Source organism: Xanthomonas prunicola (assembly GCF_002846205.1).
In the GTDB taxonomy this organism is placed as follows: domain Bacteria; phylum Pseudomonadota; class Gammaproteobacteria; order Xanthomonadales; family Xanthomonadaceae; genus Xanthomonas; species Xanthomonas prunicola.
In genome coordinates this window covers 62,732-80,804 of record NZ_PHKV01000002.1, presented here as the reverse complement: position 1 = coordinate 80,804, position 18,073 = coordinate 62,732, and the positions used below count along the sequence as shown (strand labels likewise).

The 18,073-nt window shown below is 63.9% G+C and carries 19 protein-coding genes; 7 read left to right on the top strand and 12 right to left on the bottom strand.

The genetic code is table 11. The features are described 5' to 3' along the window. Positions 1-25 precede the first annotated feature (25 nt). From XpruCFBP8353_RS06890 to XpruCFBP8353_RS06880, 3 genes are all read left to right on the top strand, one after another. Positions 26-748: an alpha/beta fold hydrolase gene (locus XpruCFBP8353_RS06890; protein ID WP_101362579.1), complete on the top strand. Its 723-nt coding sequence runs from the start codon at positions 26-28 to the stop codon at positions 746-748. Positions 749-847: 99 nt separating this feature from the next. Then, entirely contained in the window at positions 848-1,279 is a 432-nt protein-coding gene (locus XpruCFBP8353_RS06885; protein ID WP_101362578.1) for a nuclear transport factor 2 family protein, read from the top strand. Between the two features lie 141 nt (positions 1,280-1,420). Then, positions 1,421-2,452 carry a SphA family protein gene (locus XpruCFBP8353_RS06880; RefSeq protein WP_162300975.1) on the top strand — a complete coding sequence of 344 codons (1,032 nt, stop codon included), beginning with the start codon at positions 1,421-1,423 and terminating at the stop codon, positions 2,450-2,452. Between the two features lie 167 nt (positions 2,453-2,619). On the opposite strand, the gene XpruCFBP8353_RS06875 is transcribed toward XpruCFBP8353_RS06880, so the two are convergent. Continuing rightward, positions 2,620-3,294, bottom strand: coding sequence for a GntR family transcriptional regulator (locus tag XpruCFBP8353_RS06875; protein ID WP_101362577.1), 675 nt, complete (start codon positions 3,292-3,294; stop codon positions 2,620-2,622). Positions 3,295-3,529: 235 nt separating this feature from the next. Between XpruCFBP8353_RS06875 and XpruCFBP8353_RS06870 the strand changes: the two genes are divergently transcribed. The 3 genes from XpruCFBP8353_RS06870 (at position 3,530) to XpruCFBP8353_RS06860 (ending at position 5,863) form a co-directional block, all read left to right on the top strand. Beyond that, positions 3,530-4,426, top strand: coding sequence for a gallate dioxygenase (locus XpruCFBP8353_RS06870; RefSeq protein WP_101362576.1), 897 nt, complete (start codon positions 3,530-3,532; stop codon positions 4,424-4,426). A 10-nt stretch (positions 4,427-4,436) separates the two neighbouring features. After that, positions 4,437-4,796 (top strand): protocatechuate 3,4-dioxygenase, encoded by a 360-nt coding sequence (locus XpruCFBP8353_RS06865; protein ID WP_101362575.1) that lies wholly within the window; start codon positions 4,437-4,439, stop codon positions 4,794-4,796. Between the two features lie 65 nt (positions 4,797-4,861). Next, positions 4,862-5,863, top strand: a complete 1,002-nt coding sequence (locus tag XpruCFBP8353_RS06860) for a LysR substrate-binding domain-containing protein (RefSeq protein ID WP_101362574.1) — start codon at positions 4,862-4,864, stop codon at positions 5,861-5,863. A gap of 174 nt (positions 5,864-6,037) precedes the next feature. Here XpruCFBP8353_RS06860 and XpruCFBP8353_RS06855 read toward each other — a convergent pair whose 3' ends face one another. From XpruCFBP8353_RS06855 to XpruCFBP8353_RS06825, 7 genes are all read right to left on the bottom strand, one after another. Further along, entirely contained in the window at positions 6,038-7,516 is a 1,479-nt protein-coding gene (locus XpruCFBP8353_RS06855; protein ID WP_101362573.1) for an AMP-binding protein, read from the bottom strand. 204 nt (positions 7,517-7,720) lie between these two features. Next, positions 7,721-9,190 carry an aldehyde dehydrogenase gene (locus tag XpruCFBP8353_RS06850; protein ID WP_101362572.1) on the bottom strand — a complete coding sequence of 490 codons (1,470 nt, stop codon included), beginning with the start codon at positions 9,188-9,190 and terminating at the stop codon, positions 7,721-7,723. Between the two features lie 83 nt (positions 9,191-9,273). After that, positions 9,274-10,101, bottom strand: coding sequence for a p-hydroxycinnamoyl CoA hydratase/lyase (locus XpruCFBP8353_RS06845; RefSeq protein ID WP_101362571.1), 828 nt, complete (start codon positions 10,099-10,101; stop codon positions 9,274-9,276). A 45-nt stretch (positions 10,102-10,146) separates the two neighbouring features. Further along, entirely contained in the window at positions 10,147-10,620 is a 474-nt protein-coding gene (locus XpruCFBP8353_RS06840; protein WP_101363060.1) for a MarR family winged helix-turn-helix transcriptional regulator, read from the bottom strand. A gap of 130 nt (positions 10,621-10,750) precedes the next feature. Beyond that, entirely contained in the window at positions 10,751-11,158 is a 408-nt protein-coding gene (locus XpruCFBP8353_RS06835; protein ID WP_101362570.1) for an EF-hand domain-containing protein, read from the bottom strand. Between the two features lie 200 nt (positions 11,159-11,358). Beyond that, positions 11,359-12,081, bottom strand: coding sequence for a hypothetical protein (locus XpruCFBP8353_RS06830; protein WP_101362569.1), 723 nt, complete (start codon positions 12,079-12,081; stop codon positions 11,359-11,361). Positions 12,082-12,162: 81 nt separating this feature from the next. After that, positions 12,163-13,068 carry an SMP-30/gluconolactonase/LRE family protein gene (locus tag XpruCFBP8353_RS06825; RefSeq protein ID WP_101362568.1) on the bottom strand — a complete coding sequence of 302 codons (906 nt, stop codon included), beginning with the start codon at positions 13,066-13,068 and terminating at the stop codon, positions 12,163-12,165. A gap of 168 nt (positions 13,069-13,236) precedes the next feature. Here XpruCFBP8353_RS06825 and XpruCFBP8353_RS06820 point away from each other — a divergent pair, with 168 nt between their 5' ends. Further along, the gene (locus tag XpruCFBP8353_RS06820; protein ID WP_101362567.1) at positions 13,237-14,346 is read left to right on the top strand and encodes a Gfo/Idh/MocA family protein; all 1,110 of its coding nucleotides are present in this window, start codon (positions 13,237-13,239) and stop codon (positions 14,344-14,346) included. Between the two features lie 312 nt (positions 14,347-14,658). Here the strand turns inward: XpruCFBP8353_RS06820 and rlmM are convergent, their stop codons facing one another. The 4 genes from rlmM to XpruCFBP8353_RS06800 form a co-directional block, all read right to left on the bottom strand. Next, positions 14,659-15,702, bottom strand: coding sequence for a 23S rRNA (cytidine(2498)-2'-O)-methyltransferase RlmM (gene rlmM / locus XpruCFBP8353_RS06815; protein WP_101362566.1), 1,044 nt, complete (start codon positions 15,700-15,702; stop codon positions 14,659-14,661). Between the two features lie 36 nt (positions 15,703-15,738). Next, positions 15,739-16,299, bottom strand: a complete 561-nt coding sequence (locus XpruCFBP8353_RS06810) for a nucleoside deaminase (RefSeq protein ID WP_101362565.1) — start codon at positions 16,297-16,299, stop codon at positions 15,739-15,741. After that, entirely contained in the window at positions 16,299-16,703 is a 405-nt protein-coding gene (locus XpruCFBP8353_RS06805) for a hypothetical protein (RefSeq protein WP_101362564.1), read from the bottom strand. Before XpruCFBP8353_RS06805 ends, XpruCFBP8353_RS06810 begins: the two co-directional genes overlap by 1 nt. Before the next feature lie 295 nt (positions 16,704-16,998). After that, the gene (locus tag XpruCFBP8353_RS06800; protein ID WP_101362563.1) at positions 16,999-17,940 is read right to left on the bottom strand and encodes a DMT family transporter; all 942 of its coding nucleotides are present in this window, start codon (positions 17,938-17,940) and stop codon (positions 16,999-17,001) included. Positions 17,941-18,073 lie beyond the last annotated feature (133 nt).

Here is an 18,073-nt window from a genome sequence, read left to right as displayed (position 1 = left end):
AGGCAGGCGTGGCTACAGTCGCGTCATGATCTCGTCCGCTCACCCTTCGTCCAAGCCGGTAGTGCTGCTGTTGTGCGGCTTGCTGTGCGACGCCGCCATCTGGCAACCGCAGCGTGCCGCGCTGCGCGATCTGGCCGATGTGCAGGTGGTGGATTTCGCCGGGTTCGACAGCATCACGCACATGGCAGCGCATGTCCTGGCCGTCGCGCCGCCGCAATTTGCGCTGGCCGGGCATTCGATGGGCGGACGGGTCGCGCTGGAAATCATGCGGCAGGCGCCCACACGTGTGCTGCGGTTGGCATTGCTCGACACCGGCATCGCGCCGCGCCGCGACGGCGAACGCGAAGAGCGACTGGCGCTGGTACGACTGGCGCACGCCCAGGGCATGCAAGCGCTGGCACGGCGCTGGTTGCCGCCGATGCTGCATCCCGATCACACCACCGATACCGAGCTAATGGACGGTTTGATGGCCATGGTGCAGCGGCAGAGCGCGCAGAGCTTCGCCGGCCAGACCAACGCCTTGCTGGAGCGTCCCGATGCGGCGCCGGTCCTGGCGCAGATTGCCTGCCCCACGTTATTGGGGGTCGGGCGACAGGACGCGTGGAGCCCCTTGGCGCGGCATCAGGACATGGCGCGGCAGATTCCGCAGGCGCAGCTGGCAATTTTCGAGGACTGCGGGCACATGGCACCTGTCGAAGCGCCTGCCGCCGTCAACGACGCACTGCGCGACTGGTTGCAGGCCGCGTGATGGCACGCCGGCCGACGGTGCGCTGTCACCGGGTTGGTGCTGACGCGCATCACCGGATGGCAATCCAGATCGCGTTGGTAAGACCTTAAGGAGCGCTGCATGCACGAAGATGTCTCGATCATCATTGCCTGCGAGCAAGCGATCCGCCGGTTCGCGCTGTACAACGATCGCCACGATCATGCTGGGCTCGCTGCGTTGTTTACCGACGATGGCGTGTTCGCGCGCCCCAGTGCGCCGGATGCGCCTGTGCGGGGGCGCGAGGCCATCTTGCAATCGTTTCGCGAGCGTCCGCCGCGCACCACGTGCCACCTGATGCTCAATACGGTGGTCAGTGTCCAGTCGCACACGTCGGCGCATGCGCATAGCCACGTACTGCTTTACACCGCGGACGATACTTCCCCACCGCCGCCGTGGACGGCGCAATCGCCGGCATTGCTGGGCAGTTTCGATGATGTGCTGGTACTCGACCAGGGGCGCTGGCTGTTCCAGCAGCGGCTCGGTTCGCTGCTCCTGCGTGTCGGCACCGGCTAAGTCAGCGCATCGCTGCAGAAAACAACATTAGCTGCACCGCAGTCCTGATGGCGCATGCCGCGTGCCGCCGTCTTGCAATACCGCATTCTCCCCTCGCGGCGCATTGCAGTCATCCATCCATCTGCATCGGAGATTCGCCTAGTGGAACGCGTCCGTTCGTCGATTCGTTGTGGTTCCGTGTTGCCGCGTGCGCTGTCGCGTCGTCAACCTGCATTGATCATCGCTGCCTTGCTTGCCGCGGCATCGCCAGCGGCATGGGCGCAGGCCGTGCCGGAAACTGCGGCGGTACCCCAGGGCATCAACCTCGGCGGTACCAGCTTCTTCGATGGTTTCAGTTCCATGAAACCCGGATGGACAGCCATCGAATATCTGCGGCACTCCGATTTCGATGCGATCAAGAATGCGAACGGCGACAATTCGCCGGCGTTCCGTGATCCCAAGGTTGGCGTCAGCGTGGCATTGACCCAGCTGATCTACGTCACCCCATACACCTGGAAAGGCGGTGTGTTGAGCTTCGACGCCATCGTGCCGCTGGTCAATTACGACACCTCTTTCGCTGCCGATAGCCCGGTGCGCTTGAGCAGCAATGGCCTAGGCATAGGCGACATCTCGTTCGGGCTGGCGCTGCAGATGCCACCGGTGATGCGCGATGGGCGGCCGTTCTTCATTCAGCGATTTGCCGTCGACGCATTCGCACCCGTGGGCAAGTTCGATCGCGATGTCGCCATCAACCAGAGCACGGGTTTCTGGTCGGTCGTTCCGCACTGGGCCTTTACCGTGCAACCCACCGACAACTGGGAAATCAGCGGGCGGGTGAATTACCTCTACAACTTTCGCACCAGCCGCGCCGGCGGTGTGCCGCCGATTGCCGGGTTCCAGTTTCGCAACGGCCAGGCCGGCGATGCGCTCTGGGTCAACTTCGCCAGTTCGGTCAAGGTCACCGAACAGCTGCGCGTAGGCGTTAATGGGTTTTATCTGCAGCAGCTAAAGGACAACCGCACCAATGGCGAGCGCGTGCCGGACAGCAAGCGCAGGCAGTTCTATGCGGGCCCCGGGATGTCCTGGCGTTTTGATGAAAAGAACCTGCTCAACTTCAATGTCTATCTCCCCATCGATGTTGAGAACTCGGTGGCGGGCAATACCTACAACCTGATGTTTGTGCATTCGCTGTAACGCGCGCCGGTAACGCATCCCACATTGCCGGCGCACCGGCTCCGGCAATGTGGGATGGAACTGATGCGACGTCTCGAGCGGATCGGGTTGCGCTGTGCACGCGACATCGTCGACCAGGAAGGTGCCGCCGCCCGTACAACGGGACCAACCACCGCAACACGTGCGTCTCAGATTCCCATGCTGTGCCGTTGGGTGTTGGCGTGCTCGCGGAACAGCAATTCGGCGCGTGCGGCATCGCGTTGTTCGATGGCCGAGACGATCGCGTGGTGTTGCCTGTGTCCGTAATACAGGTCGTCGTAGGTGAGCGTGGCAGAGCGTTGGCCGAACACCACGTTGATCGGGCTGACGAACGGCACCAGCGTGCACCGTTCCATGGTTTCGGTGAGGATCGGCTTGTTGGCAGCCTCCACGATGGCGTGATGGAAACGGGCATTCATTGCGCCATAGGCCTGCTCATCGTTGGCGCAGAGGGGGCGACTGGCCAGGATGCGGTCGCCTTCGCCCAAACAGGCATGCAGCGTGGTGAGTAACTCCTCGGATGCGCCTTCTTCGGCGACCGTGCGCGCGGCCATGCCTTCCATCAATGCGCGCACCGTCAGTGCATCCAGGCTTTCCTGCTGGCTGAAACGCCGCACCGCGTAACCACGGTTGCCGGCCTGCACCAGCAGACCTTCCTGGCATAACGCCGGCAGGGCCTGACGGATCGGCGTGCGCGAAATGCCCAGGCGCTCGGCCAGTGCTGCCTCGGTGACGCGCTGGCCAGGGGCGAGGGTGCCGCACAGGATCAATTCGCGTAGCTGCTGTATCGCTTGCAATCGGTGATTGTTCGCCATTGGCTCCATTCTCTCGCGCCATACCGCAGCGCACGTTCCTTCGACAGGGAAAACTTGCAATGACTGGTATAAAAAACTTGCGGATGAGATCGCTTGATGGCACTTTTGGATCCCAAGGATACCTATTTGGCGATCCGTAGTCGTTGGTCTTCCTTTTTGGGATCCATTGCGGTGCAGGTCCCGACTCACTTACTGATGCGCGCCCGCCCTGATCAGCGGCCGGCCCGCGTCGCAGGAGCGCAGCATGGCAAGCATCATCGGCGGTATCGGGACCTCGCACGTTCCCACCATCGGGGTGGCCTACGACAAGGGCAAGCAGCAGGATCCGGTGTGGAAGCCGCTGTTTGACGGCTATACGCCGGTAGCGGCGTGGCTGGCCGAACAACAGGCCGACGTGCTGGTGTTTTTCTACAACGACCATTGCACGACGTTCTTCTTCGATCTGTATCCCACCTTCGCGCTGGGCGTGGGCGAACGTTTCCCGGTTGCCGACGAAGGGGCGGGGCTGCGCAACTTGCCGCCGATTCGTGGCGATGTGCAGTTGCAGGCACATATCGCCGAATGCCTGGTCAACGACGAGTTCGACCTGACCGTGTTCCAGGACAAGCCCATCGACCATGGCTGCGCGGCGCCGCTGCCGCTGCTGTGGCCGCATGTGCCGGACTGGCCGGGCACGGTGGTGCCGATCGCCATCAACGTGCTGCAGTACCCGTTGCCGACCGCGCGCCGTTGCTATCGCCTGGGCCAGGCGGTGCGCCGCGCGATCGAGTCGTATCCGGAGGATCTCAGGGTGGTGGTCGTGGGCACCGGTGGGCTATCGCACCAGATCCATGGCGAGCGCACCGGTTTCAACAACACCGATTGGGACATGGAATTTCTGGACCGGTTCCAGCATGCACCAGAGAGCCTCACCGATCTCACCCACACCGATTACGTGCGCCTGGGCGGTGCCGAGAGCGTGGAGCAGATCATGTGGCTGGCGATGCGCGGCGCGCTCGACGGGCCGATCCGCAAGCTGCATCAGAACTACTACCTGATGACCACCACTGCGATGACCGTGGTGCTGTACGAGCCGGGCGAAGAAGCGGCCGGTGCGCCGCGTTCGGCCGAGTTGCTCGCGCGCACTGCCGACGCGGCATGAGGAGGTGCTGATGAATCCGCAAACCCAGGGCATGGAGCAGATCGAAGGTACGTACCTGTTCGATCTGCGCACCAGCAATCGCGCACTGCGCCTCAACCGGTTCTTCTGGCACATGATCCGCGCCCCGTGGCGCGATCGCTTTTTGCAGGATGCAGAAGTATTGATGCAGGAAGCCGAACTCACCGAACAGGAGAAGGCGTTGATCCGCGCGCGCGATTGGCTTGGCCTGGTGCAGTACGGCGCCAACTTCTTCGTCATCGAAAAATTCGCGCGCGTGGTGCGCATGACCAATCTGCAGGTCTACGCCATCATGCGCGGCGAATCGTTCGAGGACTTCATGAAGACGCGGCGTGTGCCCCATGCGCGCTGAGCGGCGCGTAGCGGCGATGCGCCGTACCGCCGCATTACCCCACTTCCCAACGTAAGGCCCACCCCATGACCATGTCCTCCGTGTTCTTTGAACATCGCATCAAGGTGCGGCACCTGCGTGTGATCGAAGCGCTGGACCGGCAGAAAAGCCTGTTGCGCGCCTCACGCGTCCTGAATGTCACCCAGCCTGCGCTCACGCGTGCCCTGCAGGAGATCGAAGAGATCGTCGGCGCGCCACTGTTCGAGCGGCACTCGCGCGGCGTGCGCCCCAACGCGATGGGCGAGGTGCTGGTGCAGACTGCGCATGTGGTGCTGGGCCAGCTACGGCGTGCGCAGGACACCTTCGAAGGACTGCTGCAGGACGATGCGCTCACCATCACGGTCGGGGCCTTGCCGGTGGCAGCCAGCGGTTTGCTGCCGGCGGTACTGGCCGCGTTGTATCGCACCGAACCCACGCTGCGGGTACGTCTGCTGCACGGTCGCACCGATGAGCTGTTGCCCAAGCTGGCCGGTAACGAGATCGATCTGGTGGTCGGGCGGTTGTATCCCCTGGCCCGCTACGACGCACTGATTCGCAAGGTGCTGTACCAGGACCCGATTGCGCTGGTGGCGCGCAGCGACCACCCGCTGTTCGCCAACGGCCCGGTGCGCATCGCCGAAGCGGTCGCCTACCGCCAGGTGCTGCCGACCCTGAGCCAACATGTCGAACGCGACGTTGCACAGGTGATGCGCGAACACGGCCTGGCAACGCGCGATCAGTTGCGTTCCAGCTCGGCCAGTTTCACGCGCGAAATCCTGCTCGGTACCGACAGCATTGCGGTGATGCCAAGCATGATGGTGGCTGGCGATATCGCACGCGGCGAGTTGCGTGCCTTCCAGCTGCAGCAGCCCTCGCAGGCCCGCGCAGGTGGGGTGATCTATCGCGATGGCGGCGCAATCCACAAGCCCGGCGTGCGCTTGCTGATGCGCGAGCTGGAGAACCAGCTCGCGCTCATGGCCGAACAGGGCGCGGTGTGGGTGGATGATCGTATCGGCGAAGACGACGTGTTGCTGAACGAATCTGCGTGATCGCATGAGGCTTGGGCACCGAGCGCTGCTCGTGCTGACGTGCATAAACGCTCGACGGATGTCGAACGCATAGCGGTTTGATGCAGCAGACAGTGCGTAATGCCACAGCAACGGGCGGCTCAGGCTGCCCGTTGTACAGTTTGGTCTGCGCACCCGCGCCGATGCGATGGCGCATCAGTTCTCACTGGCCAGGGCATCCCTCAAGCGCCCCTTCTGCAACTTGCCGGTGGCCGTGCGCGGCAATGTCTCCACCAAGCGTAGGTGCTTGGGCACCTTGTACTTGGCCAGCCGTGCGATCAGGTAGCTGCGGATCTCTTCCAGATCCGGTACTTCATCGGCCGGCACGATCGCCAGATAGCCCACTTCGCCCCATTGCTGATCGGCCATGCCGACCACCGCGCACTCGCGAATGCTCGGGTGATCGGCGAGCAAGGCTTCGATCTCTGCCGGATACACGTTCTCGCCGCCGGAAATGAACATGTCCTTCTTGCGGTCGACTATCCAGAAGAAGCCGTCGGCATCACGCTGCACGATATCGCCGGTACGGAACCATCCTTCACTATCGAGCACGTCGGCGCTGGCCTGCGGGTCACGCCAGTAACCTGGGCTGAGGTTGGGGCCGCGCAAGAGCAACTCACCGGGAACGCCCGCCGGGCAGTCGTCGCCGTTGGCATTGACCACGCGTGTCTGCACCGATGGCGCTGCGATGCCAGCCGCGCCCAGCTTGTTGCGGATCACATCGCAATTCACCGACATGCCGAACACCGTGCCGGCCTCGCTCATGCCGAAGCCGCAGACCATCGGGATGCCATCGTCCAGCCAGCCGAGCAGATCGTCGCTGGCGTGCGGCGCGCCACCGCTGACCAATGCGGTGAGATGACGCAGCGCTGCCGCATCGAAGCCGGGCTGATTGCGAAATGCCTGCATCATCTGCGGCACGCCGACGTAGTGGGTGATACCCAACGATCGATCGGCCAACCAGCCCAACGTGCGTTTTGGCTCAAAGCCATTAGATACCTGGATCGAGCCACCCACTGCCAGCACCGGGCGCACATTGGTGACCAGGCCGATGATGTGAAACATCGGCGCTTCGCACAGAAAGCTGCTGCTCGCGTCCACCCGCGTGGTGACGCCAAAGTTGTGCGCCGCGTGCCGCAAATTCTGCTCGCTCAGCATCACGCCCTTGGGCTGACCGGAGGTGCCGGAAGTAAACAGGATCAGGCTGACGCGTTCCGGCGGAATCGATGGGGTGTCGGCTGGCTCCAGGGCATTGGCACTTGCGATGAACCCAGCCAAGGCTTCCACGTCGGTGCGACCAGCGGCGATATCGTCGCCCAGCAACACGCGCGGCTCCGCGCGTTGCAGCAATGCATCCAGCTCGGTTGCGCTCAACCGCCAATTGAGCGGGACATAAATCGCGCCAACCCGCCCGCAGGCGAAATGCAATGCCACTTGCCACACCGAATTGCGCGCCAGCACCGCCAGCCGCTCCCCATCGACGCAGCCGCGCCTGCGCAGCATGGCAGCCAGGCGGCCGACCAACGTGTCCAGTTCGGCGTAGGTCCATTCGATGCCCAGCAACAGATCGCGTGCGGCCAGCTGTTGCGGCGAGAGACGGGCGTGGAAAGCGATCGAGTCGGTCGGCATGGCCATGGCGCTGTCTTCTGGAAAATGAGGAAGTGACTGGGGTGAGTGCGACTGCTGCGTGTGGAAGGTTTAAACGCAACGGATGGGCGGGTGAGAGAATTTCGCCTGCAGGCAGCCGACACGCAGGCAAACAGCACCCAAGCGGTGAGCAATCACTCGGAGAAACTGCACACCAACACGTGCGCACACGCGGGCTTGTCCGGACGCGTGCTAGCTCAGATACACGGCCTTGGTTTCGAGGAAGGCATGCAGACCTTCGATACCGCCTTCGCGGCCGATGCCCGAGTGTTTGAAGCCGCCGAATGGCATGCTGATGTCTACCCACATGCCGTTGATCGCGTGGCTGCCACTGCGCACGCGGCGCGCGATGCGATAGGCGCGTTCGGCATCTTCGCTGTAGATGGTGCCGTGCAAACCGTAGTCGCTGGCATTGGCTTTGGCGATGAGATCGGCTTCGTCGTGGTAGTCGATGAAGCTCACCACCGGTCCGAAGATTTCCTCGCGCGCAATGGTCATGTCCGGTGTGACGTCGGAGAACACCGTCGGTTCGACGAAGAAGCCGCGCGGCAAGTGTGCCGGACGGCCACCGCCCATGACCAGGCGCGCGCCCTCGGCACTGCCTTTTGCGATATAGGACTGCACGCGTTCGAGCTGGCGGCCCAACGCCAACGGGCCCATGCCGGTGTCGGCGGCAAACGGGTCGCCTAGTTTCACTGCGCTCAATGCCGCGCAATACGCCTGCAGGATCTCCTCGCGGCGCTGCGCCGGCACCAGGACGCGCGTCAACGAAAAGCACACCTGCCCGGCGATCGGCATCGAGTAGGGCACCAAGGTGGGCAGCACCTTGGCGATGTGGGCATCATCCAGCACGATCGCCGCCGATTTGCCGCCCAGCTCCAGGCCAACCCGCGCCAGGCGTTCGGCGCAGGCGATGCCGATCAAGCGCCCCGCCTGGGTAGAGCCAGTAAAGCTGACCTTGTCGACATGCGGGTGGCGGATCAATTGCTCGCCCACCTCGCGGCCGGCGGGGAGCAGATTGAACACGCCGTCGGGCATGCCGGCAGCGCTAATGCATTCGGCCAGGATGTAGGCGTCGATCGGCGTTTCCGGCGATGGCTTGGCTACCACCGTGCAGCCGGCCGCCAGCGCGGCGGCGACCTTGTAGCACAGCAAGACCAGTGGCGCGTTCCAGGGCGTGATTGCGGCGACCACGCCAACCGGCTCCTGCACCACATGCACGCGTCCACCGTTCGGGCGCACGCGTGGGTCGACGAAGGCATGCGTGGCAATCAGATCAGCGTAGTAGTCGAATAAATCTGGCGCCTGCTGCGAGGCGCGCCGGCTGAAACCGATGGTGGCGCCGACCTGGCCGGTCCAGGCTTCGGCCAGCTCCGGCATGCGCGCGCGCAGCTGGTCGGCAACGCGCTTGAGGATCACCCCGCGCTCGGGCGGCGACAGTTGCGGCCAGGGTCCGGTGTCGAAGGCGGCACGTGCCGCGGCCACGGCCGCCTCGGTATCTGCATGCGATGGTTCGGTGTAGCGCAGCAGGTGTTCTTCGGTATGCGGTGCGATCACATCGACATGGCGATCGCCGTTGCTTGCGCGCCACTGGCCGTCGATGAACAGACCCAGCGGCCCACGCGCAGCGATCCCGCGCAGCGTTGCGGATAAGGCTTCCATACTCCCTCCTCGGTGCAGAAAACCACTGGCAGCGCCAGCGATGCGTGGGTCGCACGCATCGCTTCGGGCGCCGTAGGACGTGCTTAGGCGCTGTTTTTCTTGAGGTCGTATTCGCCCAGGCCGGGCTTGTAGCTCTTCTCGTCGATGAACTGACGGATGCCTTCCTTGCGGGCGTTGTTGTCGAACGAGTTGGCCGCTTCCTGCATGCGCACCAGATAATCTTCGGCTTCGTCGTAGGTCATGGTGCCGACGCGGCGCACCGCATCCTTGGCATACTTGAGCGCGACCGGGTTCTTGCGCAGCAGCAGTTCGGCCACTTCGCGGGTGCGCGATTCGAGGCGTTCCAGCGGCACACTTTCGTTGACCAGGCGCCATTCGGCGGCCTTCTTGCCATCCACCATTTCACCGGTCAGCGTCATCCACATCGCATCGCGCATCGACAGCAGTTCCACCGCCACCTTGGTCACGCCGCCGCCGGGCAGGATGCCCCAGTTGATTTCCGACAGGCCGAACTGTGCCTCGTCGGCGGCAATCGCCAGATCGCAGGCGAACAGCGGGCCGAAGCCGCCACCGAAGCACCAACCGTTGACCATGGCGATGGTGGGCTTCTGATACCAGCGCAGCCGGCGGAACCAACCATACGATTCGCGCTGCGAGCGCCGCACGCCGCGCAGACCCTGCGCTTCGGTTTCGCGAAAATACTCTTTCAGGTCCATGCCGGCCGACCAGGCCGTGCCTTCGCCACCGAGCACCAGCACGCCGACGTTGTCGTCGAATTCCAGCTCGTCCAGCACGTCCATCATGCGGCGGTTGAGCGCCGGGCTCATCGCATTGCGCTTGTCGGGGCGTGCGAACTTCACCCAGGCAATGCGGTTTTCGATGCGAACCGATACCACGTCATGCTCGTTCAAGCGGCGTCTCCTTCGAGTCGTGAGAGTGCTGGTGTGTTGATGGGCCTAGAGTGCTTCGGCCAGCGCGGCGTCTGGTGCGGCGGCGCGTTCCAGTGCAGCGCTGGCGTTCAATTTGCAGAGCAGGCGCAGCAAGGTCTGTTGCTCGCTGGCCTGCAGGCCGGTGCAGGTGCGCTCGCCCGCGCGCGCCAGGCAGCCTTGTGCAACCAGCAGCGTGCGCTCGCCCAGGTCAGTCAGATACAAACCCTTGCTGCGACGGTCGCGGCCGGCCAGGCGTTCGATCAGGCCTTGCTCGGCCAGCGCATTGGCGATTTTCATGCCGGCCGCGCGATTGACCAGCAGGCGGTTACCCAGTTCGGTCTGGTCGCAGCCGGGTTGATCGCGAATATGGATCAATGCGGTGACGCGCGCCGGTGTGAGCTGCAGCTCGGCCAGTTCCTGGCGCGCAGCGTGGCTGGAGGCGAGGGCGGCCAATTGCAGCTGGTAGCCAAGGTCGGCGGCAAGTGAAAGGCGAGCGGTCATCTGTCCGTCCAAATTGTATCCGTTAAATACAATCTAGCCGACCGAAGCGGGCGCTGCAAGAGGGGGCGATGGCGCTGCGCGAAGCGCTGTGCGCGGCTGCGTAGTACAGCCGCGCTTGCGGGAAAGACAATTATTGAATTAGCCAGCCAGCAAGCTGTTCGCGGGTCAGATAGCCGCTGTGATGGGTGTCGAGCGCGTCGAATTCATCGGCCAGGGCCGAGTTGGCCTGCGCCTCGGCGCGGCTGATGCGGCCGTCGCCATCGGTGTCCATGGCCTGAAAATCGATGTGGTAGCTGCCCAATACGCTGCTCGGCTGGATCGAACGCACGATCACGCTGGATTCCCCGCGTGGGCGCGCCAGCTCGGTTTGGTGGGTGACCTCGCCGTTGGATAACGGCTGGGTGCGGATGGGGCTGGGGACATCGATCAGCGGCGAGCTGCTGGCCGGGGTGGGCGCCTGTTGTGCGTGCGCGGCGGTACAAAGCAACAGCGAGAGAGCGAGCGTGGAGATGCGTGTGGCAGTGCGGCGAGTGGTCATCAGATCCCCCTGATGTAGAACAGCCTGCAAGCATAGAGCTTGGCCGCCATCTTGCGGCGCGACGATGGCGTGGTGGTTGGGGATGGATGAGGCAGTGTTCGAGCGGTTGTTGGGCAAATAGGGTTCGTCTCGGCCCGGCGCTGTTGGCGTGGGGCGCGCACGGTGCATTGCATCATGCCGTGCGCGCCGTATGACGCGATTCAGCCTGGGATGAATGGAAACACGATCTTCAGCAGGCCCTTCAGGCCACCCTCCGCCGTGCTTGCCACCGCCTTGGCACCCAGGCTGTTGAGCGCGCGGCGGACGTCGTCCCAGCGCAACTGCGCGATGTCCTTCTTCAGCAGATCCGAGACCTCTTCTGCCGTGGGCGTGAGCTTTTGCAGTTCACGCACGGTGGCTTGCGGATCCGGTTGCAGATAGCCCCAGCGCTCGGCGATTTTCAGCAGCGTGTCGAAGCGCACCGCGACCACTTCACGGTTGCGTTCGTACACCGGCAGCGCGCCGACATCGAGAATGGCCTGTTCGAACTGTTGCGCGTCGTCGGGATGTTCGATGCGCACCGCCAAGAAGCCTTCCTTGCGGCTGCGTTCGCTGACGTGCTTTGCGCCGGAGCGCAGATTGTCTTCGGTGAGCACGTTGGCGACGATGCGCTGCATCGCGGCGTCGCCTTCTTCGGGTACCAGCGAGCGCCAACGCGCATAGCCATCGCGCCGCAGTGCCTTGACCTTGGCCGAGGTCACCCGCAGCTGCAACGCGACCATGGCGTTGGCGCTGTTGCGCGAGATGGCGCCGTCGCGTTCAAGCAGTACGAAGATCAACAATTCCAGATCACGCTTGGTCAGCGACTGAAACCCCTGCAACAGGGTCAGGCGCAGGAATTCGTTGCCAAAGGCGGCCGCGTCCTTCAATTCGATCGGTTGCATGGGGAGTCCTCTACAGGTGACCTGCAGGATGCCAGGACGCTGTTGCGCGACCTGAGAACCAATGCGACGCACACACCAGTTTCAGCGACCGGTTTCGCGCCCGCGCCGATCGGACCTGAACGTTTCAACTGCGCCGCGGTCCTGCAATGTGACAAACACCTGCTTGCCATCGGCACCGCCGAATGCCACGTTGCTGACCTTGCGACCTTTCAGCGCAACCGTGCGCAGCAGTTTGCCCTGCGGCGACACCACTGCGATCTGCCCGGCATCGTAGCGGGCGATGTATAAATTGCCGTCGGCATCGCAGCGCATGCCGTCCATGCCGAAATCGGGGAAGCTGATCAGCAGGCGTTTGTTGCGTAGGCTGCCGTCGCTGGTACGGTCGTAGACCCACACCTTACGCGACATGCTTTCGTTGACATACAGGTGCTTGCCGTCGGGGCTGACATCCAGGCCGTTCGGTGTGGTCATGCCTGCTTCCAGCAACCGCGTCGCGCCGTCGCGGCTGATGTGCCACAAACGTCCACTGTTGTCCTTCCAGTCCGGATCGCTCGCGTAGAAGCTGCCATCGGGTGCAAGGGCCAGATCGTTGGGGCCATCGCCCTCGGGCAATGCCGCAAACGTACTCACTGCGCGCGTCTGCATGTTCACCTGCAGAATTTTGTGGCCGGTGTAATCGGCGACATACATGGTGCCGTCGCGAAAGCGGATGCCATTGCCGGTGCTGCCGTCGGGCAGGGTCACGAATACCTCTGCCTTGGCGCTGCCGTCTGTTTGGAGCGCAATGCGTGCGATGGTGCCGTCCTTGCCCAGATTCACTGCGTACAACGCGCCATCCGGACCAGTGGCGGGTCCTTCGGCATTGTGGGTGAATGCGCCATCGCCGATCAGATCACGCGCAACGAACGGTTTGTCGGCGGCAATAGCGAACGGACTGGACAACAGCAATGCCAGCGGCAAAAAACGAAGGCGGGCAACAACGGTCATGCGCAATGCTCCGGATGTGATCGCCAGCAGTGTGCCAGAACCTGCAGCGCGACCATGGCGGTGATCACCTGCGATCAAGTAAGGTGCGCGAGCAGTACGCCCTAGATCGGCCAACAAAGCGTTGCGCGGGAGTTATGTTGGCCGTTATCACTCGCGAAGGAGGTTTGCATGTCCGTGGAATCGATCACACGTCGCCGCTTGCTTGCTGCCTTCGGCGGTGCAGGCATTCTGCTCGCTGCACCGACCTGGGCAGTGCCGAAGAAAAAGCCCGGAAAACCACTGAATGTGGCGTTGGTCGGGTTGGGCAGTTATGCCAGCGAACAGCTCGCGCCGGGCCTGGCATTGACCAAGCATTGCAAGCTCGCCGGCATCGTCACCGGCACGCCGGAGAAGATTCCGCAGTGGCAGGCCAAATACGGCATTGCCGATCGCAATGTCTACAACTACGAAAATTTCGATCGTATCGCCGACAACGACGAGATCGATGTGGTGTACGTCGTCACGCCTACGCATCTGCATGCGCCGCTGACGTTGCGTGCCGCTGCGGCAGGCAAGCACGTATGGTGCGAAAAGCCGATGGCGATGCATGCCGGCGAATGCGAGGCGATGATTGCGGCCTGCAAGCGCAGTAAGGTGGCGCTGACCATCGGCTACCGTATGCAGCACGAGCCCAATACGCGGCGCGTGATTGCGATGGCCAGCGAGAAGCCGTTCGGTGCAATGCAGCGCGTGCGTGCCGAGGCCGGCTATAACGGCTACCACGATGCGACCAAGGCGGACCGCCCTTGGCGGTTGCGTTCGCAGTTCGGTGGTGGTGCGATGTATGACATGGGCGTGTATCCGCTCAACGCGGCGCGCTACACCGTCGGTGCCGAGCCGCTGGCAGTGACGGCCAAGCGCTGGACCGACCGCCCCGATCTGTTCGATGAAGTCGACGAGCACATGGACTTCACCCTGGAATTTCCCAATGCGGTGCGTGCCGAGTGCAAGACCAGCTTCGGCAAGAATATGAATGTGCTACGCGCCGAATGCGAGCGCGGCTGGTATGAGTTGTCGCCGTTCCAGAGCTACCAGGGCGTGACCGGCAAGGCCAGCGATGGACGCGTGTTCGACGCCAAGGTGCAGCATCAGCAGGCTTTGCAGATGGACGAAGACGCGCTGGCGATCATGAACGGCACACCGCTGCGTGCGCCGGGCGAAGAAGGCCTGCGCGATATCCGCATCGTCGATGCGATCTATCGCTCGGCGCGAGAGGGTAGCAAGCGCATTGTGCTGTGAGGGTGGCCCGCTCTGTTGACAAGCAGGGCGGGGACTTGGTGAGCTGAGCAAGCAGGCTTGCTTCGATCAATGCGCAAAGCTGTCGTGCAGACTCGCTGTAGGACTTGTTGAGCGTTGCCGGGCGATGCTGGTGGACCACGACTGCCAAGTGCACGGGTGCAATGCCATGGAAAGGCGCGTTAGGGGCGTCTGAACAATGCACGGCAGATTGTAGCGTCTGTCGATCGAAGCACTCCTGATCCCATCAGCAAACGCAGCAACGCACCCGCCGGTCACCCGCTTTTACGAATCCCAGCTTCCAACTGCCACTCATCAGTCCCGCATCGCCAGCACCGTGATCTCTTCGCGATCGTGATATAGCTGCTTGGCGCGCACGATCAATGACTTCTCTGCCTGTTGCTCGAATAGATCCAAGCATAGACGGGTCTCGTCCCAGCGCTTTTTCATCGGCAGCTTGAGGTTGAAGATCGTATTGCGGCACCAGCCTTCGCGCACCCAAGTGGCCATGCGTTCGGCCACGCGGCGTGGTTGCTCGACCATGTCGCAGACCATCCAGTCCAGCGATTGCGCGGGCTTCCAGTGGAAGCCGTCGGCCCGCAGATGCTCCACCAGTCCGGTTTCCAGCACATGCTCGCGCAGCGGGCCGTTGTCGACGCTGGTGACGTGCACATGCTGCCGCGTCAGCACCCAGGTCCAGCCGCCGGGTGCAGCGCCCAGATCGGCCGCACGCATGCCGGGCTTGACCAGTGCTTCGCGTTCTTCGGGACTGAGTAGCGTCAGCAAGGCTTCGTCGAGTTTGAGTGCAGAGCGCGACGGCGCTTCCGGCAGCAATTTCAGGCGTGGAATGCCCAAGGGCCACGGCGCGCTGTCGGCGCTGTCGGCCACCGCAAGCAAGGCGTGGTCGCCGTCGAGAAAACAGATGTGCAACCGCGGTTGACGCGGTTGCGGCTTGTCGGTGAGCAGGCCGGCCTTGCGCAGGGCCGGGCGCAGCGCATTGCCGAAGCTGCGCGCCAGGCCCGCCAGCGGCTTGCCCGCGTCCGAATCCGGGTGTTCTACCCACAGATCGCCGAAGCGCTGTTGGCCGTCCAGCGCGGCAAGGATCGGCGTGATGCGGTCCTTGGGGTCGATGCCTTTCAGCTCGGCAATCACCACCAGCTTCTGCCGCGCGAAGATCAACTCGCGCCATTGCAGCTTGGCAGCAAGTTGTGCGGCCTCGTCGCAGACGAACAGCACATAGCCGTCGTTGCGCTGGGTCCGCGCATAACCGGCAATGCCGACGAATGCGGCGCGCGCGCTCAGTTCTGCGGCCAGCTCAGGTTCAAAGCCCTGGCGGCAGTAACACAGCAGGCCGCTCATCGCGGCACCGGCAGTGCGCCAGCAGCGCACACGACATCAATAATGATCACCGCCGCCCTCACCGTAGTTGCGCAGCACCGCACAGGCCTGGTCGCGCAGCACGTCGCGCACCACCTCAATGCCGCGGCGGCTCAGTTCGCCCACCCAGTCGGCCGGCAACGGGCCTTCGTCGAATTGCGTCAGCGCCATCACGTCGTCGGCGCGCGCGCCGATCAGCAGGCGGTCGATGCCGGCCCACACCGTGGCGCCATAGCATTGGCAGCACGGCTGCGCGGAGGTGGCCAGCGTCACCGGCGACAGCACATCGTTCAAACGCGGTGTCTGCAGGCGTTGCTGCGCGAGCATGTAAGCCATGTTTTCGGCATGCGCCAGCGAGGTGGTTTGTGGCACCACGCGGTTCACTGCTGCAGCGATGATGCGGTGGTCCGGGCCGAACACGACCGCGCCGAACGGACCGCCGCTGCGCTCGCGCACATTCATCCGCGACAGCTCGATCGCCAGCGCCACCTTGTCTTCATCGCTGGGATAGGCGCGGCTGTCGTCGACATGCGCGTGGATCCAGTCGGGCAGGGTGAGGTGGACGTGCGCGTTAAGCATCAGTGGACCGTTTCTGTAGGGGGAATGGCGGGGCGCAGTGTATCGGCCTGCGCGTCCTTTGCGGCACATTGCCCGGCCACGCACTGGCAGGCGCTGATCTCGCGGAAGCCGCACACGCTCATCATGCCGCTGGCCTGGCACTGCGCGAGCACGCCCTTGGGGTCGGTGGCGCTGTTGACGTTGACGCAGGCCGGAAACGCACCACAACAGTTGCCGACATTCTTCACCGTGCAATCGGCATCGGTGCGGCAGGTGGTGGTGACGGCGACCGGTGTGGCAGGCGCCGGGATGCTGGCCGGCGGCGGCGTGGCCGCATCGGTCGGTGGCGTTGCCACACAGCCGATCGCGGCAAGACAGGACAGCAGCAACAGGCTGCTCAGGCACCAGGACACAAGACGGGACATGCGGCTGCTCCGATCAGACCATATGAGGGACCATGGTAAGCCCAGGCCGCGCGCGGGGTCAGAGCGGCTGGCGGGATCTGTGCCGACAAGCAGAAAGCGGCGTACAGGCAAGCGCTCTTACGCCGGCGACGGCACAGTGCGCGCATGGCGCGCGATCGGCGCCTGGCCATCAGCGATGCGCGATCGAGTCCGCCACCGTCTTGAACCTAGCTGCTCAACGCCGCTAGTGAATGGCAGAGGCAGGCGCCTGGCGTGTTCCTGCGGGACATAGCTGCATCGTGCTCGCGCATGCGCGTCAGCGGCCTGCATCACGCACTGGCGCATGCAGTGCCGCGCACCACAGCACTCCGACCAGCAGGCAGGCGATCGCGGCCAGCTCCAATGGGGTGGGCAGGCGCAGTTCCCAGGCAAAGCCGTACAGCAACGCAAACACTGTTTCGAACACGATCATTTGCCCGACCAGGGTCAGCGGCAGCACGCGGCTGGCGCGATTCCACAGTGCGTTGCCCATCACCGAGGCCAGGATGCCCAGCGACAGCGACACACCCCAGAAACTGGCCCATTCCAGCGGAGCATGCGCTGCGCTGCCGATCAGGGCCGCCGGCGCCAGCAACAACGCCAGTGCGCCGGTGACCACGCCGGTGAGCAGCGACCAGTCGCCGCCGGACAGATCCGGGCGCCGGCGCAACCAGCGCGCATTGGCGATCGAATAGGCCGACCACGACACCAGCGCACCTACTGCGCACAACAGGCCGGCGATGCGGGTGAGGCGGTCGCTCGCCAGCGCGCCCGAGTCGTCCTGCACGGTGTCCAGCGACACCAATGTCACGCCGATCACGCATAGCATGCAAGGCGCCGCCAGACGTCGTAATTGCACCGCGCCGGCGGCACGCGTACCGATCACGGTGACCAACACCGGCAGCAGCCCGATGATCAGCGCAGTTGCCGCGCTGCCCGCCCACTGCACGGCGCTGCCAAGCAGCACGTAATACACCAGATTGCCCATCAGGCTCAGGCGCACCAGCGCCCACCATTCGGCGCGACCCAGTCGGGCGGCGGTCTGTCGCGCACGTGGCGCTAGTACCAACGCCGCGACCGCGCCATACGAGAGATAGCGCGCTACCGCTAATTGCAGCGGCGTAAATGCGGCCAGCAATTGCGGTGCCAGAAACACCAGCCCCCACAGCGCGCCCGCACCGATTCCGCAGGCAACACCGACCATCAAGCGTTCACGCATCGTGCTGTTCCTCAGGGCGTGCATCGCAGCGTGCCGTGCGGCAGGTGGTTGATCAAGGCGCGCGCTGTAGAAGTTTGAACGCGGCCAAGTTGCATCAATGACGTTGCTGCAGCCCGCTGCGCTGGCGTAACGC

What these genes read in the sequence shown, in the direction of transcription:
- XpruCFBP8353_RS06830 (WP_101362569.1), bottom strand. Translation starts at nt 12,081, where the DNA reads ATGCAACCGATCGAATTGAAGGACGCGGCCGCCTTTGGCAACGAATTC.
- XpruCFBP8353_RS06820 (WP_101362567.1), top strand. Translation starts at nt 13,237, where the DNA reads ATGTCCGTGGAATCGATCACACGTCGCCGCTTGCTTGCTGCCTTCGGC.
- XpruCFBP8353_RS06855 (WP_101362573.1), bottom strand. Translation starts at nt 7,516, where the DNA reads ATGGCCATGCCGACCGACTCGATCGCTTTCCACGCCCGTCTCTCGCCG.
- XpruCFBP8353_RS06860 (WP_101362574.1), top strand. Translation starts at nt 4,862, where the DNA reads ATGACCATGTCCTCCGTGTTCTTTGAACATCGCATCAAGGTGCGGCAC.
- XpruCFBP8353_RS06810 (WP_101362565.1), bottom strand. Translation starts at nt 16,299, where the DNA reads ATGCTTAACGCGCACGTCCACCTCACCCTGCCCGACTGGATCCACGCG.
- XpruCFBP8353_RS06885 (WP_101362578.1), top strand. Translation starts at nt 848, where the DNA reads ATGCACGAAGATGTCTCGATCATCATTGCCTGCGAGCAAGCGATCCGC.
- rlmM (WP_101362566.1), bottom strand. Translation starts at nt 15,702, where the DNA reads ATGAGCGGCCTGCTGTGTTACTGCCGCCAGGGCTTTGAACCTGAGCTG.
- XpruCFBP8353_RS06805 (WP_101362564.1), bottom strand. Translation starts at nt 16,703, where the DNA reads ATGTCCCGTCTTGTGTCCTGGTGCCTGAGCAGCCTGTTGCTGCTGTCC.
- XpruCFBP8353_RS06840 (WP_101363060.1), bottom strand. Translation starts at nt 10,620, where the DNA reads ATGACCGCTCGCCTTTCACTTGCCGCCGACCTTGGCTACCAGCTGCAA.
- XpruCFBP8353_RS06800 (WP_101362563.1), bottom strand. Translation starts at nt 17,940, where the DNA reads ATGCGTGAACGCTTGATGGTCGGTGTTGCCTGCGGAATCGGTGCGGGC.
- XpruCFBP8353_RS06890 (WP_101362579.1), top strand. Translation starts at nt 26, where the DNA reads ATGATCTCGTCCGCTCACCCTTCGTCCAAGCCGGTAGTGCTGCTGTTG.
- XpruCFBP8353_RS06825 (WP_101362568.1), bottom strand. Translation starts at nt 13,068, where the DNA reads ATGACCGTTGTTGCCCGCCTTCGTTTTTTGCCGCTGGCATTGCTGTTG.
- XpruCFBP8353_RS06870 (WP_101362576.1), top strand. Translation starts at nt 3,530, where the DNA reads ATGGCAAGCATCATCGGCGGTATCGGGACCTCGCACGTTCCCACCATC.
- XpruCFBP8353_RS06835 (WP_101362570.1), bottom strand. Translation starts at nt 11,158, where the DNA reads ATGACCACTCGCCGCACTGCCACACGCATCTCCACGCTCGCTCTCTCG.
- XpruCFBP8353_RS06875 (WP_101362577.1), bottom strand. Translation starts at nt 3,294, where the DNA reads ATGGAGCCAATGGCGAACAATCACCGATTGCAAGCGATACAGCAGCTA.
- XpruCFBP8353_RS06850 (WP_101362572.1), bottom strand. Translation starts at nt 9,190, where the DNA reads ATGGAAGCCTTATCCGCAACGCTGCGCGGGATCGCTGCGCGTGGGCCG.
- XpruCFBP8353_RS06865 (WP_101362575.1), top strand. Translation starts at nt 4,437, where the DNA reads ATGAATCCGCAAACCCAGGGCATGGAGCAGATCGAAGGTACGTACCTG.